Source organism: Cytobacillus massiliigabonensis (genome assembly GCF_900199725.1).
Classification (GTDB): Bacteria; Bacillota; Bacilli; order Bacillales; family Cytobacillaceae; genus Cytobacillus; species Cytobacillus massiliigabonensis.
In genome coordinates, this window is record NZ_LT904902.1 from 983719 (window position 1) to 999966 (window position 16248).

20 protein-coding genes are annotated in these 16248 nt (G+C 35.9%); 5 read left to right on the forward strand and 15 right to left on the reverse strand.

Features of this window, described 5'->3' with window-relative positions:
- Positions 1–160: 160 nt before the first annotated feature.
- The gene (locus tag C1726_RS26095) at positions 161–298 is read left to right on the forward strand and encodes a hypothetical protein (protein WP_180968103.1); all 138 of its coding nucleotides are present in this window, start codon (positions 161–163) and stop codon (positions 296–298) included.
- Here C1726_RS26095 and C1726_RS05300 read toward each other — a convergent pair.
- A complete protein-coding gene (locus C1726_RS05300) occupies positions 295–780 on the reverse strand; it encodes an NUDIX domain-containing protein (RefSeq protein ID WP_180968104.1) in 486 nt (161 codons plus the stop codon). The genes C1726_RS26095 and C1726_RS05300 overlap by 4 nt on opposite strands.
- 135 nt (positions 781–915) lie before the next feature.
- Here C1726_RS05300 and C1726_RS05305 point away from each other — a divergent pair, with 135 nt between their 5' ends.
- Entirely contained in the window at positions 916–2508 is a 1593-nt protein-coding gene (locus tag C1726_RS05305) for a M2 family metallopeptidase (protein WP_102272209.1), read from the forward strand.
- 188 nt (positions 2509–2696) lie between these two features.
- On the opposite strand, the gene C1726_RS05310 is transcribed toward C1726_RS05305, so the two are convergent.
- On the reverse strand, positions 2697–3593 hold the full coding sequence (locus tag C1726_RS05310) for an RCC1 domain-containing protein (protein ID WP_102272210.1): 897 nt from the start codon (positions 3591–3593) through the stop codon (positions 2697–2699).
- A 97-nt stretch (positions 3594–3690) separates the two neighbouring features.
- Entirely contained in the window at positions 3691–3867 is a 177-nt protein-coding gene (locus tag C1726_RS26100; protein WP_180968105.1) for a hypothetical protein, read from the reverse strand.
- Positions 3868–4161: 294 nt separating this feature from the next.
- Between C1726_RS26100 and C1726_RS26105 the strand changes: the two genes are divergently transcribed.
- Complete coding sequence (locus C1726_RS26105) at positions 4162–4317, forward strand: hypothetical protein (RefSeq protein ID WP_180968106.1); 156 nt, start codon at positions 4162–4164, stop codon at positions 4315–4317.
- Positions 4318–4578: 261 nt separating this feature from the next.
- Here the strand turns inward: C1726_RS26105 and C1726_RS05315 are convergent, their stop codons facing one another.
- From C1726_RS05315 to C1726_RS05335, 5 genes are all read right to left on the reverse strand, one after another.
- Positions 4579–5202: a class I SAM-dependent methyltransferase gene (locus tag C1726_RS05315; protein ID WP_102272211.1), complete on the reverse strand. Its 624-nt coding sequence runs from the start codon at positions 5200–5202 to the stop codon at positions 4579–4581.
- A 265-nt stretch (positions 5203–5467) separates the two neighbouring features.
- On the reverse strand, positions 5468–6370 hold the full coding sequence (locus C1726_RS05320) for an NAD(P)/FAD-dependent oxidoreductase (protein ID WP_102272212.1): 903 nt from the start codon (positions 6368–6370) through the stop codon (positions 5468–5470).
- A gap of 62 nt (positions 6371–6432) precedes the next feature.
- Positions 6433–6879 (reverse strand): RrF2 family transcriptional regulator, encoded by a 447-nt coding sequence (locus tag C1726_RS05325; RefSeq protein ID WP_102272213.1) that lies wholly within the window; start codon positions 6877–6879, stop codon positions 6433–6435.
- Positions 6880–7078: 199 nt separating this feature from the next.
- Complete coding sequence (locus tag C1726_RS05330; protein ID WP_102272214.1) at positions 7079–7522, reverse strand: carboxymuconolactone decarboxylase family protein; 444 nt, start codon at positions 7520–7522, stop codon at positions 7079–7081.
- A gap of 154 nt (positions 7523–7676) precedes the next feature.
- Entirely contained in the window at positions 7677–8450 is a 774-nt protein-coding gene (locus tag C1726_RS05335) for a GNAT family N-acetyltransferase (protein WP_102272215.1), read from the reverse strand.
- A 260-nt stretch (positions 8451–8710) separates the two neighbouring features.
- Between C1726_RS05335 and C1726_RS26925 the strand changes: the two genes are divergently transcribed.
- Positions 8711–8887, forward strand: coding sequence for a DUF4083 family protein (locus tag C1726_RS26925; protein ID WP_407642011.1), 177 nt, complete (start codon positions 8711–8713; stop codon positions 8885–8887).
- Between the two features lie 96 nt (positions 8888–8983).
- Here C1726_RS26925 and C1726_RS05345 read toward each other — a convergent pair whose 3' ends face one another.
- From C1726_RS05345 to C1726_RS05360, 4 genes are all read right to left on the reverse strand, one after another.
- Positions 8984–9763: a class I SAM-dependent methyltransferase gene (locus tag C1726_RS05345; protein WP_102272217.1), complete on the reverse strand. Its 780-nt coding sequence runs from the start codon at positions 9761–9763 to the stop codon at positions 8984–8986.
- A gap of 537 nt (positions 9764–10300) precedes the next feature.
- The gene (locus C1726_RS05350; protein ID WP_180968125.1) at positions 10301–10723 is read right to left on the reverse strand and encodes a hypothetical protein; all 423 of its coding nucleotides are present in this window, start codon (positions 10721–10723) and stop codon (positions 10301–10303) included.
- Complete coding sequence (locus C1726_RS05355; protein ID WP_102272219.1) at positions 10704–11177, reverse strand: MerR family transcriptional regulator; 474 nt, start codon at positions 11175–11177, stop codon at positions 10704–10706. Before C1726_RS05355 ends, C1726_RS05350 begins: the two co-directional genes overlap by 20 nt.
- A 244-nt stretch (positions 11178–11421) precedes the next feature.
- On the reverse strand, positions 11422–12309 hold the full coding sequence (locus C1726_RS05360) for an aminoglycoside phosphotransferase family protein (RefSeq protein WP_102272220.1): 888 nt from the start codon (positions 12307–12309) through the stop codon (positions 11422–11424).
- A 752-nt stretch (positions 12310–13061) separates the two neighbouring features.
- On the opposite strand from C1726_RS05360, the gene C1726_RS05365 reads away from it, so the two are divergent.
- Positions 13062–13460 carry a multidrug DMT transporter permease gene (locus tag C1726_RS05365; RefSeq protein ID WP_102272221.1) on the forward strand — a complete coding sequence of 133 codons (399 nt, stop codon included), beginning with the start codon at positions 13062–13064 and terminating at the stop codon, positions 13458–13460.
- A 104-nt stretch (positions 13461–13564) separates the two neighbouring features.
- Here C1726_RS05365 and C1726_RS05370 read toward each other — a convergent pair whose 3' ends face one another.
- From C1726_RS05370 to C1726_RS05380, 3 genes are all read right to left on the reverse strand, one after another.
- Entirely contained in the window at positions 13565–14197 is a 633-nt protein-coding gene (locus tag C1726_RS05370) for a type 1 glutamine amidotransferase family protein (protein WP_102272222.1), read from the reverse strand.
- Positions 14198–14272: 75 nt separating this feature from the next.
- The gene (locus tag C1726_RS05375) at positions 14273–15235 is read right to left on the reverse strand and encodes a helix-turn-helix transcriptional regulator (RefSeq protein WP_102272223.1); all 963 of its coding nucleotides are present in this window, start codon (positions 15233–15235) and stop codon (positions 14273–14275) included.
- A gap of 404 nt (positions 15236–15639) precedes the next feature.
- Positions 15640–15933 carry a LysR family transcriptional regulator substrate-binding protein gene (locus tag C1726_RS05380; RefSeq protein ID WP_102272224.1) on the reverse strand — a complete coding sequence of 98 codons (294 nt, stop codon included), beginning with the start codon at positions 15931–15933 and terminating at the stop codon, positions 15640–15642.
- Between the last annotated feature and the right edge of the window lie 315 nt (positions 15934–16248).

Here is a 16248-nt window from a genome sequence, read left to right on the forward strand (position 1 = left end):
CACATAGCCAGTTAGCAGTTGTACCTATAAATTCCATACTAATAAGAACGTCTCCTTCTTTTACAAAGAAAGAGCGTCATTCTTGCTGAAGATTGCACCGATGACATACGTTCAATTTTAAAATAATCCACTTTATGTACTGATCTTGTGAAGCTGCAAGATGATTACTGCTGCCACAACAAGAAGGGAAACTGTCAGAAAAATAACTGCAAGCACGAATTGCCCGCTTGCATACAAAGCTGCGGACGCAGCAATGAACACAACTAGCTTAAGCATGGTTCGTATCGAGATGAATTAATTCAATTCTATACGGAGTTTGTCTAATCTATAATCCTCAATTAAGTCGATGCTTCTTTTGTTCTCCACATAGCTTTTGATTTGCTCGTTAATATTTGGGATCAGTAAAATGGAGTCTAGTTCCTCGAGAGGAATCCACTTGACTGCCGATTGGTTTAGATCAGGAAATTCGGGTAATTGCGGCATTGAATTATTCTTTATTTTACATTCAAAAATGAGATGTAATGCGTGTTGCTCATTGATATTATAATTACCAGATTGTTGATGAGGGGCAAACTCGTAAATTAACGCTAATGGTCCAACATCCACTTGAGCTGTCGTTTCTTCTAACACTTCTCTTGCAACACCCTCAATTATCGTTTCACCTGGCTCCAGCCCTCCGCCGGGTAAATTATAATGAATCCCATTATCATCGTATTCAACTAAAAGGACAGAATTATTCTCGATAATTAAAGCGGTACATCGAATTCTTACATGCGACAAGATTTCACACCTCATTAGATAAAATTAGGATACTGTTTAAATATTTTATAAGCTTTTAAAGGGTTAAGAATACCTTTAACGAATTCTTAATAATGTTACTATTGTGATAAATAGTTATAGAAAGGTAGCGATAATATGGAAACACTGCAAACATTTCTAAAAGAGATCAATGACCAAATGCAAGTATTATCTAAAGTTGGGGCTCAAGCAAGCTGGATGGCCCAAACAACTGGAGACCCTGAGTGGGCTGCTAAATTAAGTGAAGCTGAAACCAGGTACAGTCTATTATTCTCTTCAAAAGACTCATACGAGAAAACAAAACAATTTCTAGCAACGGAAAACTTAACGGAAATCGAAAAACGTCAGCTTCAACTTCTGCTAAGCGCAATGGAAGGGAATCAACTCCCTGAAGAAGTGATTGCTGATTTATCAAAACGCTCTTCAGAACTCAATTTATTATTTAACACATACACGCCTGTTGTGGATGGAAAGAAGTATTCTGCCAATGATATTCGAGAGATATTGGTTAATAGTGATGACCAAGAATTGCGCAAAAAAGTATGGTTTGCAAGTAAGGAAGTTGGCAAAGTCGTAGAAAAAGGCCTGCTGGAGCTTGTAAAGAAGCGCAATGAAGCTGCACAGCTTCTTGGTTATGATAACCATCATCAAATGGGCTTTGCTCTTCAAGAACTTGACCGTGACGAGGTATTCGCTATTTTCAACGAACTTATTGCTCAATCAGATGAAGCCTATCGCTCGATGAAGCAAGAACTCGATGAACGTTTAGCAGCTAGATTTGGGATTAATCCAGAAGATATACGCCCATGGCATTATGTCGATCCCTTTTTCCAAGAGGCTCCGCCATCTGATTCAACCAATCTGGATCCTTTTTACAAAGGGAAGGACATTGTCCAAATCACAACAGATACGTTCAATTCTATGGGAATCGAAATTGATGACCTATATGCAAAAAGCGATTTGTTCCCTAGAGAAAAGAAAAACCCAACAGCCTTTTGCACGGATATTGACCGCGAAGGTGATGTTCGTGTCCTTTGTAACTTAACGGAAGATGCGTATTGGATGGAAACGAACCTGCATGAGTTTGGCCATGCGGCTTATTTCAAATATGTAGACGCTAGCCTTCCATTCGGACTACGTACAATTAGTCATATCTTAACAACCGAAGCGATCGCGATGTTATTTGGAAAAATGGGCAAAGATCCGCGTTGGTTAAAGCGCTTCTTACAACTGGATGAAGCAACCATAAATGAGCTTGCTCCTGAATTAGAAAAGTACCAACAGTTACAAATGCTTATTGCAGCAAGATGGATTATTACCTTTGTATTTTTTGAAAAAGAACTGTACGAAAATCCCGATCAAGATTTAAACGCTTTATGGTGGAAAACAGTGAATGAGATTCAGCTAGTCACTCCTCCTGATTCAACCGATAATCCGGATTGGGCTGCAAAAATTCATTTTACACTCGCACCTATTTACTACCAAAATTACCTGCTTGGAGAATTAATGGCAGCTCAGCTTCTTCGTCATATTGAAACGAAGATTTCTCCTGAATTTTTCACAAAAGAAACAGGTGAAATGCTCATCAATCAATTCTTCAAACCAGCTGCCCTTTATGACTGGAATGAAAAAATAAGCCGTGTAACGGGTGAAAAATTAAACCCTGCTCACTTTGTTGATGTTTATTGCAAATCTCAGGTAAAAAGTTAATTAGTGGACAAACACTGAAAACTTTTTGGAACTCTAGGTCAAGCCTAGGGTTTCTTTTTCACAAAAAATATTCATGGGCATCTGCTCACAGCCAAATATGTAAATGTCGGTCTGCCTAATTTCAACTACTTCGTACATAAAAACTTGTTCAATTAATCAGACCGACAATTTACTCCGAATTATTACATTTAATTGCTGGGCAGTTGAATGCCGCGCCAGCTGCTTACATCACATTGACCGTATTCATTATCACCCACAGCAACCACTGTGCCATCTGCTTTAAGACCGACTGTATGGGAACAACCAGCCGCGATCGCCACAATATTATGCCAATCCCTTACATTACATTGACCATACTTATTCCAGCCAACAGCCACCACCGTTCCATCCGCTTTAAGACCAATGGTATGATTACTGCCTGCAGCGATCGCCACAATTCCGCGCCAGCCGCTTAGATCACATTGGTTATGTCTATTTGAACCCACACCCGTCACCGTTCCGTCCGATTGAAGACCCACAGTATGAAGATAACCTGCCGCAACTGCCACCATATCGCGCCAGCAGCTTACATTGCATTGGCGATACCGATTATTCCCCACAGCCATCACCGTGCCATCCACTTTAAGACCAATGGTATGCCAGTCACCCGCTGCCACTGTCACCATATCGAACCAGCTGCTTACATTGCATTCACCTTCATTATTTCGGCCCACTGCTGCCACCGTCCCATCCGCTTTAAGACCAATGGTACTGCACCAACCCGAAGCCACCGCTACAATATCACGCCAGTCCTCTACATCGCATTGGCCATGCTTATTCCAACCAACAGCCGCTACCGTACGATCAGATCTAAGACCGATTGAATGAGCATTCCCTGTGTTCGGCGCCATATGAACATTACCCGCTACCACCGCCACCATATCGCGCCAGCCGCTTACATCACATTGACCATATTTATTATCACCCACAGCCATCACATTGCCATCCACTTTAAGACCAATGGTATGACGCCGCCCCGCCGCTATGGGATCTTTAGGCCACCGTTTCACCTTTAATACCGCCTCTTTCGGTGAAATGTAATCCATGTTTTCCCTCCTTGAATATTAGGTGCTTTATGGTTCTATAATAAAAGAAACTATCTCTAACTGCCTGTTTAGTTTTATCGACTATTTAGACCTTTTGTTATAGTTGATTATTTTCTTCTACCTTTTTTCTTCTGACAATTAGAATGGCAGCTACCATAACCCCCCATCCTATAATATCTATAATGGCATTGCCTATATTGCCAATAGCATGACTCGTTAACCCTATCAACAAAGCACCAATAAGAATAAGTGGGATTGCAAATAAAAACTTCAAATCATTCAATCCTCCTTTTTTAAGTGTAAATGATCCCTATTGAACGATCCTGCCATAAACCCAAAAGGAAACAAAAAACAGACTTCTATTGTCCATTCATACTCTCTCCTTAACCAACTTCATCACAAAATACAATCATTCAACTTCCTTCGCTGGTGGTCGATTAATTAACTGTCTACATTCAAGAGATTATGAAATAATTATGAAATATGGCTCATCATGTTTTTTAGTGCAAATTGTTTGATGTAATGGAAATATAATACAATTAGTTGATATTATGGAGGAGGCTTGCTGATGTTTAATCGAAAAATTGCTGCGCTTCTATGCGGTTTGGGCATTGTCACTATGACTGTAGAACAGGCTTCAATAGAACAAATAGCTTCATACATTACCATCATTGCGGGTTCTTTTTTATTATTAAGACAGCAAGAGAAAAAACTTAACAATTAGTTAATCCTTTTTATATTCTGTCGGAAGGCAAATTTTCTAAGGTGAAGTATGTGAATGCAATCACTTAAATCACCAGACTGATTTGTCACAAATAAAACCCAATTATTTGGGTTTTATTTAATTTTATGGATTTAACAGCACCGGCCAAAATAAAATAAAAAATTGATAAAACTTTCACCTTAGTCTTTTTTAAAATGCCATCATAAGTATTCCCACTCTCGGAATCATGAATATTTCTTTTACAATTGTTTTTTCTCATTTTTATCTCTTCTTACATTTTATCATGATAAAATTTATTGGAGGTTTATTTTTCATTTCCTTATCTGGCTCGTCAATTTCTGAAAACTCTACTAGACCATATTCGCCAAATTCTCTTTTTACCGTGTCAGAACCATAAAAAAACATTTTTATTCCTTTCATGATTTCAAAATAGTCTTTATCCAATTGTTTGCCCTTACCAAACATGGGGGCTTTTTGTGAAACAGTTGTAAAAATCATATATCCATTTGGCTTCAACTGATTATAGCAATCTTTAATAAACTTCTCTCTCTCCTGCTTATTCAATAAATGAATAAGAGCATGAGAGAATATACCATCGTAAAGATTATGATCAAAGGGCATTTCAGTTACTGAACCATGAAAGATTCTATTATTCACTCCATTTTCCCTGGCTAATTCAATTGCCGTTTTTGAAATCTCAATGCCTGTCACTTTCATTCCACTTTCGATAAAAACCTTCGCATTCCTGCCATAGCCAATGCCCGGTATTAGTATATCCTTAACATTCCTTTCAAGGAAAAAGTCCTTTGTCAAGATTGCAGAGTCAGTAGGTTCAAATCCCCACATTGTTTGTTTTTCTATAAAATTGGATTCCCAGAACTCCATCTTTTCTCTACCTCCATATTTAAGTTTCTGATATAAAATGGCATTATTTCATAATCACTATTTTTCCACTCTCATCTATTTTAACTAGGGGAATATGCTTATTCTGCAGAACTTTGAAATCACAGGTGATGCCAATACTATAAAAAGGCGTTCATGTTACAAAACTCTTCACCCAACTCCCCGTGATATAAAAGACACTTTATATCTATATTTAACCTAAAAAATTTCTAGCATTTACCCATTCAGATATGCTAAACCTTTTTAATTAAAAATCCTCATTTATAAGATCATGTACCACACCCATAGCAGCCTTACTTCCGTCAGCAGCAGCTACTATTAATTGAGCAGGTCCTTTTATAGAGCTATCTCCACTAGCATAGACTCCCTTTACACTTGTACGTCCTAAATCATCCGTCTCAATCCCACCCATTTCATTTAATTTACAGCCTAAGGAATGAGCGAACGAAGATGATTGTTTCAAGTCAGTAGTGATAAAGCCACCTGCTCTTTCCATTTCAAGCCCATTCACGAACTTCACACTCTTTAATAATCCATTCTCGCCTTGTAACTTTTCGATTTCATCATCAATGACTTTTATTTTTTTCAATGCTAATAGTTCCTTCTGTTCACCGGTAAGGCTTTCTTTTCCATTTGTACAAACAAGAAGATCATTGCTCCAATTAGAGACCATTTTGACCAAATGAAATGCATTTTCATTCTCTGCAATAACTACTAATGGTTTATCTCTTAACTCCCATCCATCACAAAATGGACAACTAAACAAACTCTTCCCATAAAAATCCTGAATTCCTTTAACACTAGGCAACAAATCCCTAAGGCCCGTTGAAAGAATAACTTTTCTAGAATGAAAAAGCTTTCCTGCTTTTGTACGGATAGTAAATAGGTTGTTCTCCCTATTTATATCAGTAACTTGTTCATTATAAACGGATAAATTTGAAGAATATTTCTTTACATCCTCCTTCGCTATTTTTTTAAATTCCGAAGGTGTAATACCATCCCTCGTAATAAATCCATGAGATTCATTAGTCACTGCATTTCTAGGTTTATCTTCGTCTAACAGGACAGCATTCATTTTTGCTCTCCCTAAAACGAGAGAAGCATTCAAGCCAGCTGGACCTCCACCAATGATTGCACAGTCTAACACCATCTTTTTTCCTCCTTTAATCAGGTATATAAAAGACTCTTAATATCTATAATTAAGATAAAAAATTAATTAGCGCTGTTGCAGTGATTGCTTTCTTCATTCATCCTGGATTCCATTTGATTAGCAATATCATGAATATTTTTGTTTGCTAATTCATCTGTCATCCTTTTTTCAGCTTCTATCATTACATTTTCAATTAAACAATCTCCATTTTTCGTCTCACTATGTTCCAGTGAACAGCTAAATAACGTCGTTTTTCCTTCGATAGCATAGATCACATCTAGAAAAGAGATATCCTTTGGACGTTTCAAAATACTATACCCGCCTTTGACACCCGGAGTTGATTCGATAAGCCCTGCTTTAACCAATTTTGTCAGGATTTTCGATAGATACGTCGGTGATAAATTTTGAACTTTTGCCAGTTGTTCTACTCCAACGGTTTGATTCTTCGGAGTTAATGATAAATATACCATTGTGTGCAGGGCATAATTTGTGGCTTTTGAATATTTCATTTTCTATCCTCCTTTATAAATGATATTAAAGAGTCTTTATATCTTTAATTCATTATACATACAATAAAATTTTAATCAAGTAAGTCTTTCTTGAAAAAATAAAAAAGAGCGCAATTCCTGCTGCAGAATTGCGCCCGATCGTAATTTAAGTTTTCTATAAGCTGGTTTTGCGTAATGTTGAAAATGCAATTTAAAGGAATTACTTTTCAGTGGCTCTATTGCCCATCGCAATAGAAATTCTATTCCAGCTGTTAATTTGATTAATGATTAGGACAAGGTCAACATACTGTTTTTCATCGAAATGTTCACGCACCCGTTGATAAATCTCATCTGGAACACGTTTTGCAGGGATTAATGTTACATGCTCGGCTAACTCTAAAGCTGCTTTTTCTGATTCTGTATAAAAGTCACACTCTTGCCAAGCACTAACACAGTAAAGTCTTTGTTCTGTTTCACCCATTTTTCTCGCGTCCGCTGTATGCATATTCAAACAATATGCACAGCCGTTAATTTGAGAAACACGAATTTTAATAAGTTCACGAAGTTTTCTTTCGATTGCTGTCGTTTTCGTGTATTTTTCCATATCCATCATAATTTTCATACCATCCGCTGCAATTTCATAGTAAGAAACTCTTTGACTCATAAAGCAGGCCCCCTTTGAATTAGTTTAAAACTTTACGGAAGAACAACTACATGTCTTGTTAAATGAACCTGTCATTCATTGAAGCAAGTTCATTTAACAAAAATGCAATATCCTTTACTCCATAACCGTACCAGTTTTTGAAAAAGGTTACAAACTACTCCTTAATAATATAGACAGCATATTTTTGGGGATCGATAAAACCTAATTGACTGCCTAAGTTTATAGAAGCACCATTATCAACATCACAATCCCAACGAGGTTGAATGTTTTGGGAAATACAATAATCAATAAATTGTTCAGCAACCATACTAGCTAACCCTTTTCCTCTGTAATTCAAGTCAGTTATTATATCGATTTCTGCATAGTTTTCAGATTTAAAAATGGATACACCTTCACTAATTATCTTTTCTCTCTCTAACACACAAAAGCCAATCCCATTTTGAAGAAAATTCTCTGCAGTATCCCAATATTCATCAAAGTATTTCTTATCAAATTCTAAAGAATGTTCGATTAGATCATTGTCTTTTTTTAAGATATTATAATCCTGAAGGTTATTTCTTTTCCTATTTTTATATGTTAATAAGTCAAAAGAAAAAGAATAACGTTCTATTCTTCTGACTTTACCTTCTAAATATTTTTCTATCGACTGATTCCAGGTTTCTTCATTAGAAAATATAGTGAATCTTTTCCCCAGAATAACTGATTTCTCAAAAATACTAACAATACCTTTTAGAAAAAGTTTGTTTGAAGAATGTCCTGTTACAAAATACAATCCTGATGCTGTTTGAATGAGCAATGAATGATACTTATCTGAATCAGCATATACAGTACCTTCAATCATCAAATCTAATACGCTATATGCAAAAGTAGGTGCATCTTTAAGCTCTTTCTTTAAAAGAGTAAAATGGTCAGCTGATACTTCAATCACATTTATATACCTCCATTATTTATTGATTATTTTCAGCTTAATTATACATAGAGTAAAAAATTACCTCCATTTGAGATTTATTACTAACCTACTTAGTAAATTAAAATATCACCAATTTATTTGTAGAGCTATTCTAATCTTTAGTTTAAGTACAATCCTTTTGAATAATCAGCTTGATTATCCATCGAATATGATTATTGAGAAATATAGTACAATTCTGATAAACTTTTTAGGGGGAGGGATAAATTTTGAACATCAATTTGGGTGATGTACTTTTTCAGGCTTTTACTTTAATATGGGTATTTTTTATTATTGTTCTAATGGTTTATCTAATAAGGTTTTTTAAAAGTAAAAAACAAGAGAGCCAAAAAATTACGACTTTGGAAAAGAAACTTGACAGGATTATAGAATTACTCGAAAAGGATAAGAGTGAATAATAAAAGGGCGAAATTCTTACTGCTGATTGCGTCTATTTTGGAGATGGCTATCGAAATAATACTACCCTTTAGCACAATAAGTTGAACAAAAGTAAGTTAAACAGCTGCTCGAACTATATAACGGGAAAATGTTATAGGTAAGCCATCCTCAGTAGCATTCCTTTCGAAAATCTTAGATATTTCGGGTAAGTCATTTTCTTTCAATGTTATATAAATGGAGGGATGTTGACCAAAACTTCGTAACTTTAAAATATCTAATGGGGACTTAATATACTCTGTGCTATTTATTACATCAATCTTAGCATAAGAAAAGTTACTTATATTAAGTCTTTGATTTATAACATCTAAAATTGGAGTTCCTAATGAAAATTCGAAGAGATTTGGGAATAAAAGTGGTAATTCTTTGCCCGACTCATCACCAGGATGAAGACCGATTATTTTGCCACTACTTTTTAAAACTTTTTTAAGATAGGGATAGGCAGATGTAGGACCCTTTCTTATGAATGCACAATCAAATTCGTCTCTTTTGAAAGGTAATCCATTTTTTGTATTTCCTACAAGAAAAGAAACATTCGTTTTTTTTCCATTTACCCCTGTTTCTATAAATTTATGCGTTACATCAAACCCTATTATTTCTTTTGCAGCCAAACCACATTTATTTGTAAACTCACCGTGACCACATCCAACATCTAATACTTTCTTGTTGGCTATGATTTGAATTACTTCTTTATCAAAAATTGATTCTCCGTTAGGCTCTGTAAGTGTAGAATTCCAAGAATATATATACTTCCCCTGAAGGTTACTCAGTTGTTGGTACCATTCTGTCGAATGTGGCTTTATCCAATTTTCAAAAGTTGTAGGGTCAGTTAAATGCATATATTCCCCCTCCTTATGAAATCTTAAATATTAAATATTCTTGAAGTAAATAAAAAGTCCTTCTTGTTCAACTAAACTCCCCCCTTTAATATAATATGAAAATGCGATACCGCTTTATTGGAGTATCGCACCCGTTACTTCAATAAGCCTTATCTAACCTCAATTTTACACAAGCATAACTCGAACTCCCCTTTTTCCACCCTGCATGGACATCGTAAAAATAAACACCTTTTTCTTTTGCTGCCATTAAAACATTATTATTTAACGAAACATCCTCCACTTCGTTATCACTAAGCCATCTATTTACTCCCAATGTATTTTAACTAGCTTTAAGTTTTGTTCAGCGATATAGCCCTTAACATAAAGAAGGAGCGTAATTCTTGCTGCAGAATTGCGCCCGATTACGGAATAAAATTATGTTATTTTTACCATAAAAAGACCCTTTAGACAATGTATATCCAAAGGGGTAAAGTATCGCATCTTTATTAACGTGACTTTATTTTAAAGCCACATTCGGTCATCTCTGTTATTGTAGCGCTAACCAGCGGACTGTTTATTCTTCTTAGTTGTGCCCAGTATAATCAAGGCAACATAGATTACAATGGCAATCGAATCTAAAAGCGTATCAGTAAGAGCCGAAACGTCAAGTATTGCGGTTACACCAAGAATGACCATCAGTCGGACAACCAAGATCGTCACGATCATCCAAGCGGTAAAACGGACCTTCGATTGCTCACTTTGGAATGACATGAAAATGAATGCGATGCCGAAGACCAGGTTTTCTGCCGTTATAATGTGCCAAACATACGTCAATACCGTTCGGTTATCCATGGACATCGCCATAATATCGTTCGTTACCAGTACAACGTATTGTCCGTTCCATGCATGAGTTACGGCAAACAGAATCGCAAGAACACCTACAATCAGATAATAAAAATTCCTAACCTTGATGTTGATCACAACCCTCCATAGAAATTCCTGGTTCATTCTCGTGGATATCCTTGTAAAGCTCGCGGACGAATTCTGCCAACCGTTGATCGCTTTCGCTATTAAAATCTCTTAACGTTTCAGATGCTATGTTGAGCAACCGACTGACCTTTTCCAGATGATTGATCTTCTTGCGCGTTTCTGCGTTTTTAGCATCGAGGAACGCTGCAACCTCTTCGCAGTAAGAGGAATCGATATTTTCCATCTTACGGAAACCAAATTTCCCTTTGATTTCATTAAGAGAAAAGTCCGCATACTGCATAATCTGAATATTCATCAAGTCTATGAGGTCGTCTCTCGAATACATCCGGTACCGATTGTCTTTCCGAGACGGCGAGACGATCCCAATCCGGTCATAATATCGAAGTTTATCCTTAGACATCCCAAGTATCTGCGAAACCTCTTGTATAGAATAAAGTTTTTCCATGAATCCAGAATAACATTTGAGTTGACTCCAATGTCAAGTGGTTTTTTTAAAATTTTCACCATATTCAGAATATCACTATTGGAGATATTTTAAATGTATTCCTAATTATCAATATTAATCTTTAATATTTTATTCCGTATTTTGGCCCTTTTCATGAAGAAAGACGCTTTCTATTTCAGAAAAGCGCCCGTTTGTTGAAGATCGTTATTGAACTAAAGCCCCCTTTAGTTGAATCTAATTCTTTTTATACTCCTATTTTGTAATCCTCAAGAACTTCTTCAATTAAGCGTCTGGCAATACCAGCGAACACAGGATTACTGATTTTGTAATACGGAAGAGCAATAAGTCCTACTGAGAGAGCCCAACCTCGCCCGCGTTCCCAGGTTGCCTCATCAACCAATAGTTCTTTTCGTAATTTTTCACGGGTTTTTACTGAAAGCAGACTCCAAGCAAATAACCAGTCACATGCAGGGTCTCCAATACCAAGTCCGCCAAAATCGATGATTGCACATAACCTGCCTTGATTAATAAGCAGATTTCCCGCTAAGAGATCTCCATGGATCCATACTGGATTCTTTCCCCAAATTGGTGCATTTAGTGCAGCCTCCCACGCTAATGTTGCTAAGTTGGTATCAATATCATTTTGTAAATTTGCAATAGCCTCTCGAACATACTCATCCCTCATTGCAAGAGGAACTCCACGCCAGAAATTATGGTCTCCTGGAGTCGGTCCACCTGATGGATCTATTCTCTGTAATACATTCACACATTGACCTAAGTCAAAAGCCACCTGATATGGATCATCCATTCTTCCCGTAATCGCGTCTTCGCCATCAATCCATTTATAAACAGACCAATGCCAAGGATATTCTTCAATCGGGTTACCTAACGCTATCGGTGTAGGTACAGAAACCGGTAGGTGCTTTTCAATGAACGGCAGCCATTGATACTCCTTTTTAATCTGTAAAGATCCACCTTCGTTAGAAGGAAGTCTAACAGCCATATTTTTACCGAGTCTATAAATTCTGTTATCCGTTCCACTTGAATTAAATCGATTAATAGGAAGACCTGCCCAATTAGGAAATTGTTCAGAAATTAATTTGTGTACAAAAGACAATTTTGTTTCTTTCATTTGAATGCCCCACTAACTTAAAGGGGATTCGCAGTTTAGGGGGCTAGTTAGGCGATAATCCCCTTTAATGTGTTATGCCCCATCTTAAACATTGCTGCGGACATGATAAACAGCACCTCCAATTAATAGTTACAGTTATAATAACACGATGTTTTCTGAATTAAAACAACTTTCACAACACGCTATTCATTTGGCCTAATACATGTAAAAACGCGTTCCTAAATAAACGCGCCCGATTGTTAAATAGCTGGACTAATTAGAAAATCCATTCAAAGAACTTTGCAAGAATGAAAAGTGGTACTCCAACGAGTAATAAGCCAGCATGGCCTAAAACATGAGTAAAGAAAGTCATTCTAGCTGCTGGAACGCTCTTGATTAGGGATCGCTAAAATTTGTTGAAGCTAGCTCTTGCTTAAAGGTAAGAAGTGGAGTTTCGTCGAATATAATAAATTACCTATCCAGAGGTTATATAAAGGTTAATTTAACGAATATTGTATACGGTGGGTGGATAAAAGAATTCGTATAAATGAACATTAGATTTCACACCCCCCTCGCCCAAAATGTCTAAAACTTTCATCGATCTCCTAAAGGAAGGCAATTTTATGTTTCTAGTATGCCATTTAACGATAGCCTGTTAAATTACTTAGGGCAGTACTCGTGGGTTATTGCGATTTGAAGCTAACACATGCCTTGTTTAGAATTCTCTGGATGCTGTTTAGAAAATTCCAATATTAGATGAAAGGGGAAACCAAATGAAAACAAAATGGCTTTTGAGTAGCAGTGCCGTGATGATGGGTTTGTTGGGGTTGGCAGGAACCTTTATTCCCGAAGAAATTTCAGTAATATTAGGGATTGACCCTTCACCCACTACTCTGATTCTTCTTCAAATCATCGGAGGACTATATTTAGGGTTCGCAATGTTGAACTGGTTTACACGTTCTGCCCGGATCGGCGGCATCTATAACAAACCTGTCGTATTAGGAAATCTGATACATTTCATCGTTGTCTTATTTGCCGTAATCCGGCAGTTGGCGGAGCAGTTTCATTTCATATTCGTTATTTTGACATTAGTTTATCTTGGGTTTGCCGTCTGGTTTACATTGGTTATGCGTTCGAATCCTTTAAGCAATCAATCAAAAATGTCTGGCTAACGCATAGTAAACGGGGATTTATATAACAAAACCATGCTTTGACATCGTCTAATGCATGGTAATTATGTTAACTAATTTAAAATTGCTAAGTTAATTTTTTTCGCTCATCTATTTATTGAGTTCATTAACTGGAAGAAGTATTCAGGTTTATGAGTCTTATTTAGGTTATACCATGAATGTAATGTATCTGGTGCAAATACATCTAATTTTTTCAGTACTTCCATCGCAAATTCCAGAGGAGCTACTCCTGATGCAGTGACCAAATTCTCACCAGATACCACAGGTCCCATCTCATGAAATTCTTCGCCTTTATAATTAGGACAGACCATTTTAATGTACTCTAAGTTATTGCTTGTATGCTGTCTAGAATCTAGGTATCCAATATTCGCTAGTCCCTCAGTTGCACCACAAATTGCAGCAACAATAGTCCCAAGCTTTAAAGCTTCGCCAGTTTTTTTCAGGATAGGTTGATGAATATCTTCTCTCCAAGTATTCCCTCCAGGTAAAACTAAAAGATCTTTACTCTCAAGGGTACATTCATCAAGGGAAATATCTGGTTTTATGCTCAGACCTCCCATCGTAGTAATAATTTCTTTATTAACTCCGACTGTAACTACTTTTAAAGGTGCTAAATCTTTTTTGAAAAATCTTCCTGAGTTTAGTTCAGCAATTAAATATCCATATTCCCAGTCTGACATTGTATTAAATACATAAAGATAAACTTTTTTTCTTTGCATCCATGAACACTCCAATTACAATTGATATAGCCTATTATAATATAACTTCCCTGACAGCTAACGTCAGGGAAGTTATCATACTTGATAAAATTTTATTAATTCCGACAGAACTTCAATAAGTCTTTTCTTAAGACTTATTGGCTCAATAACTTGAATAGATTTACCGTACGGTAAAAGTAAATACGGTACATATGTATGTATCATATTTTTTTCAAGAAGAAATACTGCTTGATTTGATGTCCGTTCTTGTAAATAATGTCCTAAAAACCAATGTTGGCAAATATCATCCAACGTCCTTGCGTTTCCATTAATAACCAAAGGAATAATCCCTTCCTTATCTTCTATAGTTGGAAGGATGTTTTTCATAAAAAAGTCACGTGCTGAAAAATTTTCTGGCCGGTTAAACTTAATTTCGGTTAGCATTAGACTTTCAATTCGATCTACTCTAAAACTACGAATATCATTCCTAAGATGACAAAATCCAATCACATACCACTTATTATTCCAATAAATAATTCTGTACGGATCAACCAATCTATACTTTGATTGCTCTTCGCCACTTTTATGGTATAGAATTTTTGTTGAGTATCCATTAGCTACGGCCTGCTCCAGCTCCTTCAAGAAAGGTTCCATAGAGAGGGAACTTAATCGACTTATTACTTCAAGACTGGTTAAATGTTGGCTTATCTTTGTTTCCTGCTCTTGATTTGAATATTTTCTTAGCTTTGAAATAGCCCTATTTAGTGCTTCACCTCCATAATATCCGGCTTCTTCTGCAAAAACAGCAGCGTGAAATAGTGAGGTTTGCTCCTCAAAATCAAAAAAAAGAGGAACTTCAATAAAATTGTTCAATAAAGTGTATCCACCGTTATGTCCTGTGTCTGAAATTATAGGTACACCACTTGTTGAAAGTGTATCAATATAACGATACACAGTCCTTATATTCATCTCTAACTTTTCTGAAATTTGTTTTGCAGTAATTTTTTCACCTGAACTAAGCATCCATAGAATTGCTAGTATATTGTCAATTTTAGGCATATGAATCCACCTTTATATGGAATTTATTATCTATCTTTTAAGTTTACTTTTTCCTTAAATAGGAATAAGTGAATTTTACAGTATTTATCATTAAAATTTAACTTATGCTAGTTTAAGTATAATTCTTTACAATCTATTTCCGATTTTTAGTATAACTCATCAACCGCGTTATTCAACAATCTGGCCCTTTTCATGAAGAAAGACGCTTTCTTATTTCAGAAAAGCGTCCTTTAATGGAATAAAAAAATATGATCTACATACTGCCTTGACTTCTACTTCTACTTCTACTTCTACCTTCACAGTTCTAGATTTTCTCCCTATAGACTGATATTATGCTTGGCGCACAAGAAAAGTTTTGCTACTTTTAGTGTAACAAAAGTTATAAAATTATTTATTTTAATCAATTAAAGCCCCGCATTTTTTACCCAATTCTCTGTAATCTCGGCGAATTTTTTAACTGCAGGTGAAATAGGTGTTCTAATGGCTAATCCAATGGTTCTAGTTTGTTCTAATTCAAGTGGTATGACCTTTATCTTATCCAATCCTTTTGGGATAACCATTTCCGGTAAAATACTAATACCTAAATTATTCTCAACCATAGAAAAAATAGAATTTTCGTTCATATTCTCGAATTGAATATTTGGCTGGATATTGTTCTCTTTAAAAAATATATGTATATCATCAAAGCATTGATAGATTGGTCAACAATCGGCGCTTTTCTGTAATAAAAGAACAGCGCTTATTTTCATGATAGGTCCGTTTATTAATACCCCATCTATTTAGCTATTTTAAATTGTATAGTGAATGATTGTTTTTCAAATTAGTCCCTACAAATAAAGGACGCATAAATAAGGTCAATAGAAGATATAATTATTCCCTTCTAAGAAAAAAGACATGTAAAAAGCATCTATCCCCTAAGGAGTTTTTTTGAGCTGGAAATGCGGTCCTTGAATGATTATAAATAGTCAAATAAACCCTCTTAAAGAGAGTGAAAATAACCTATTCAAATTCTA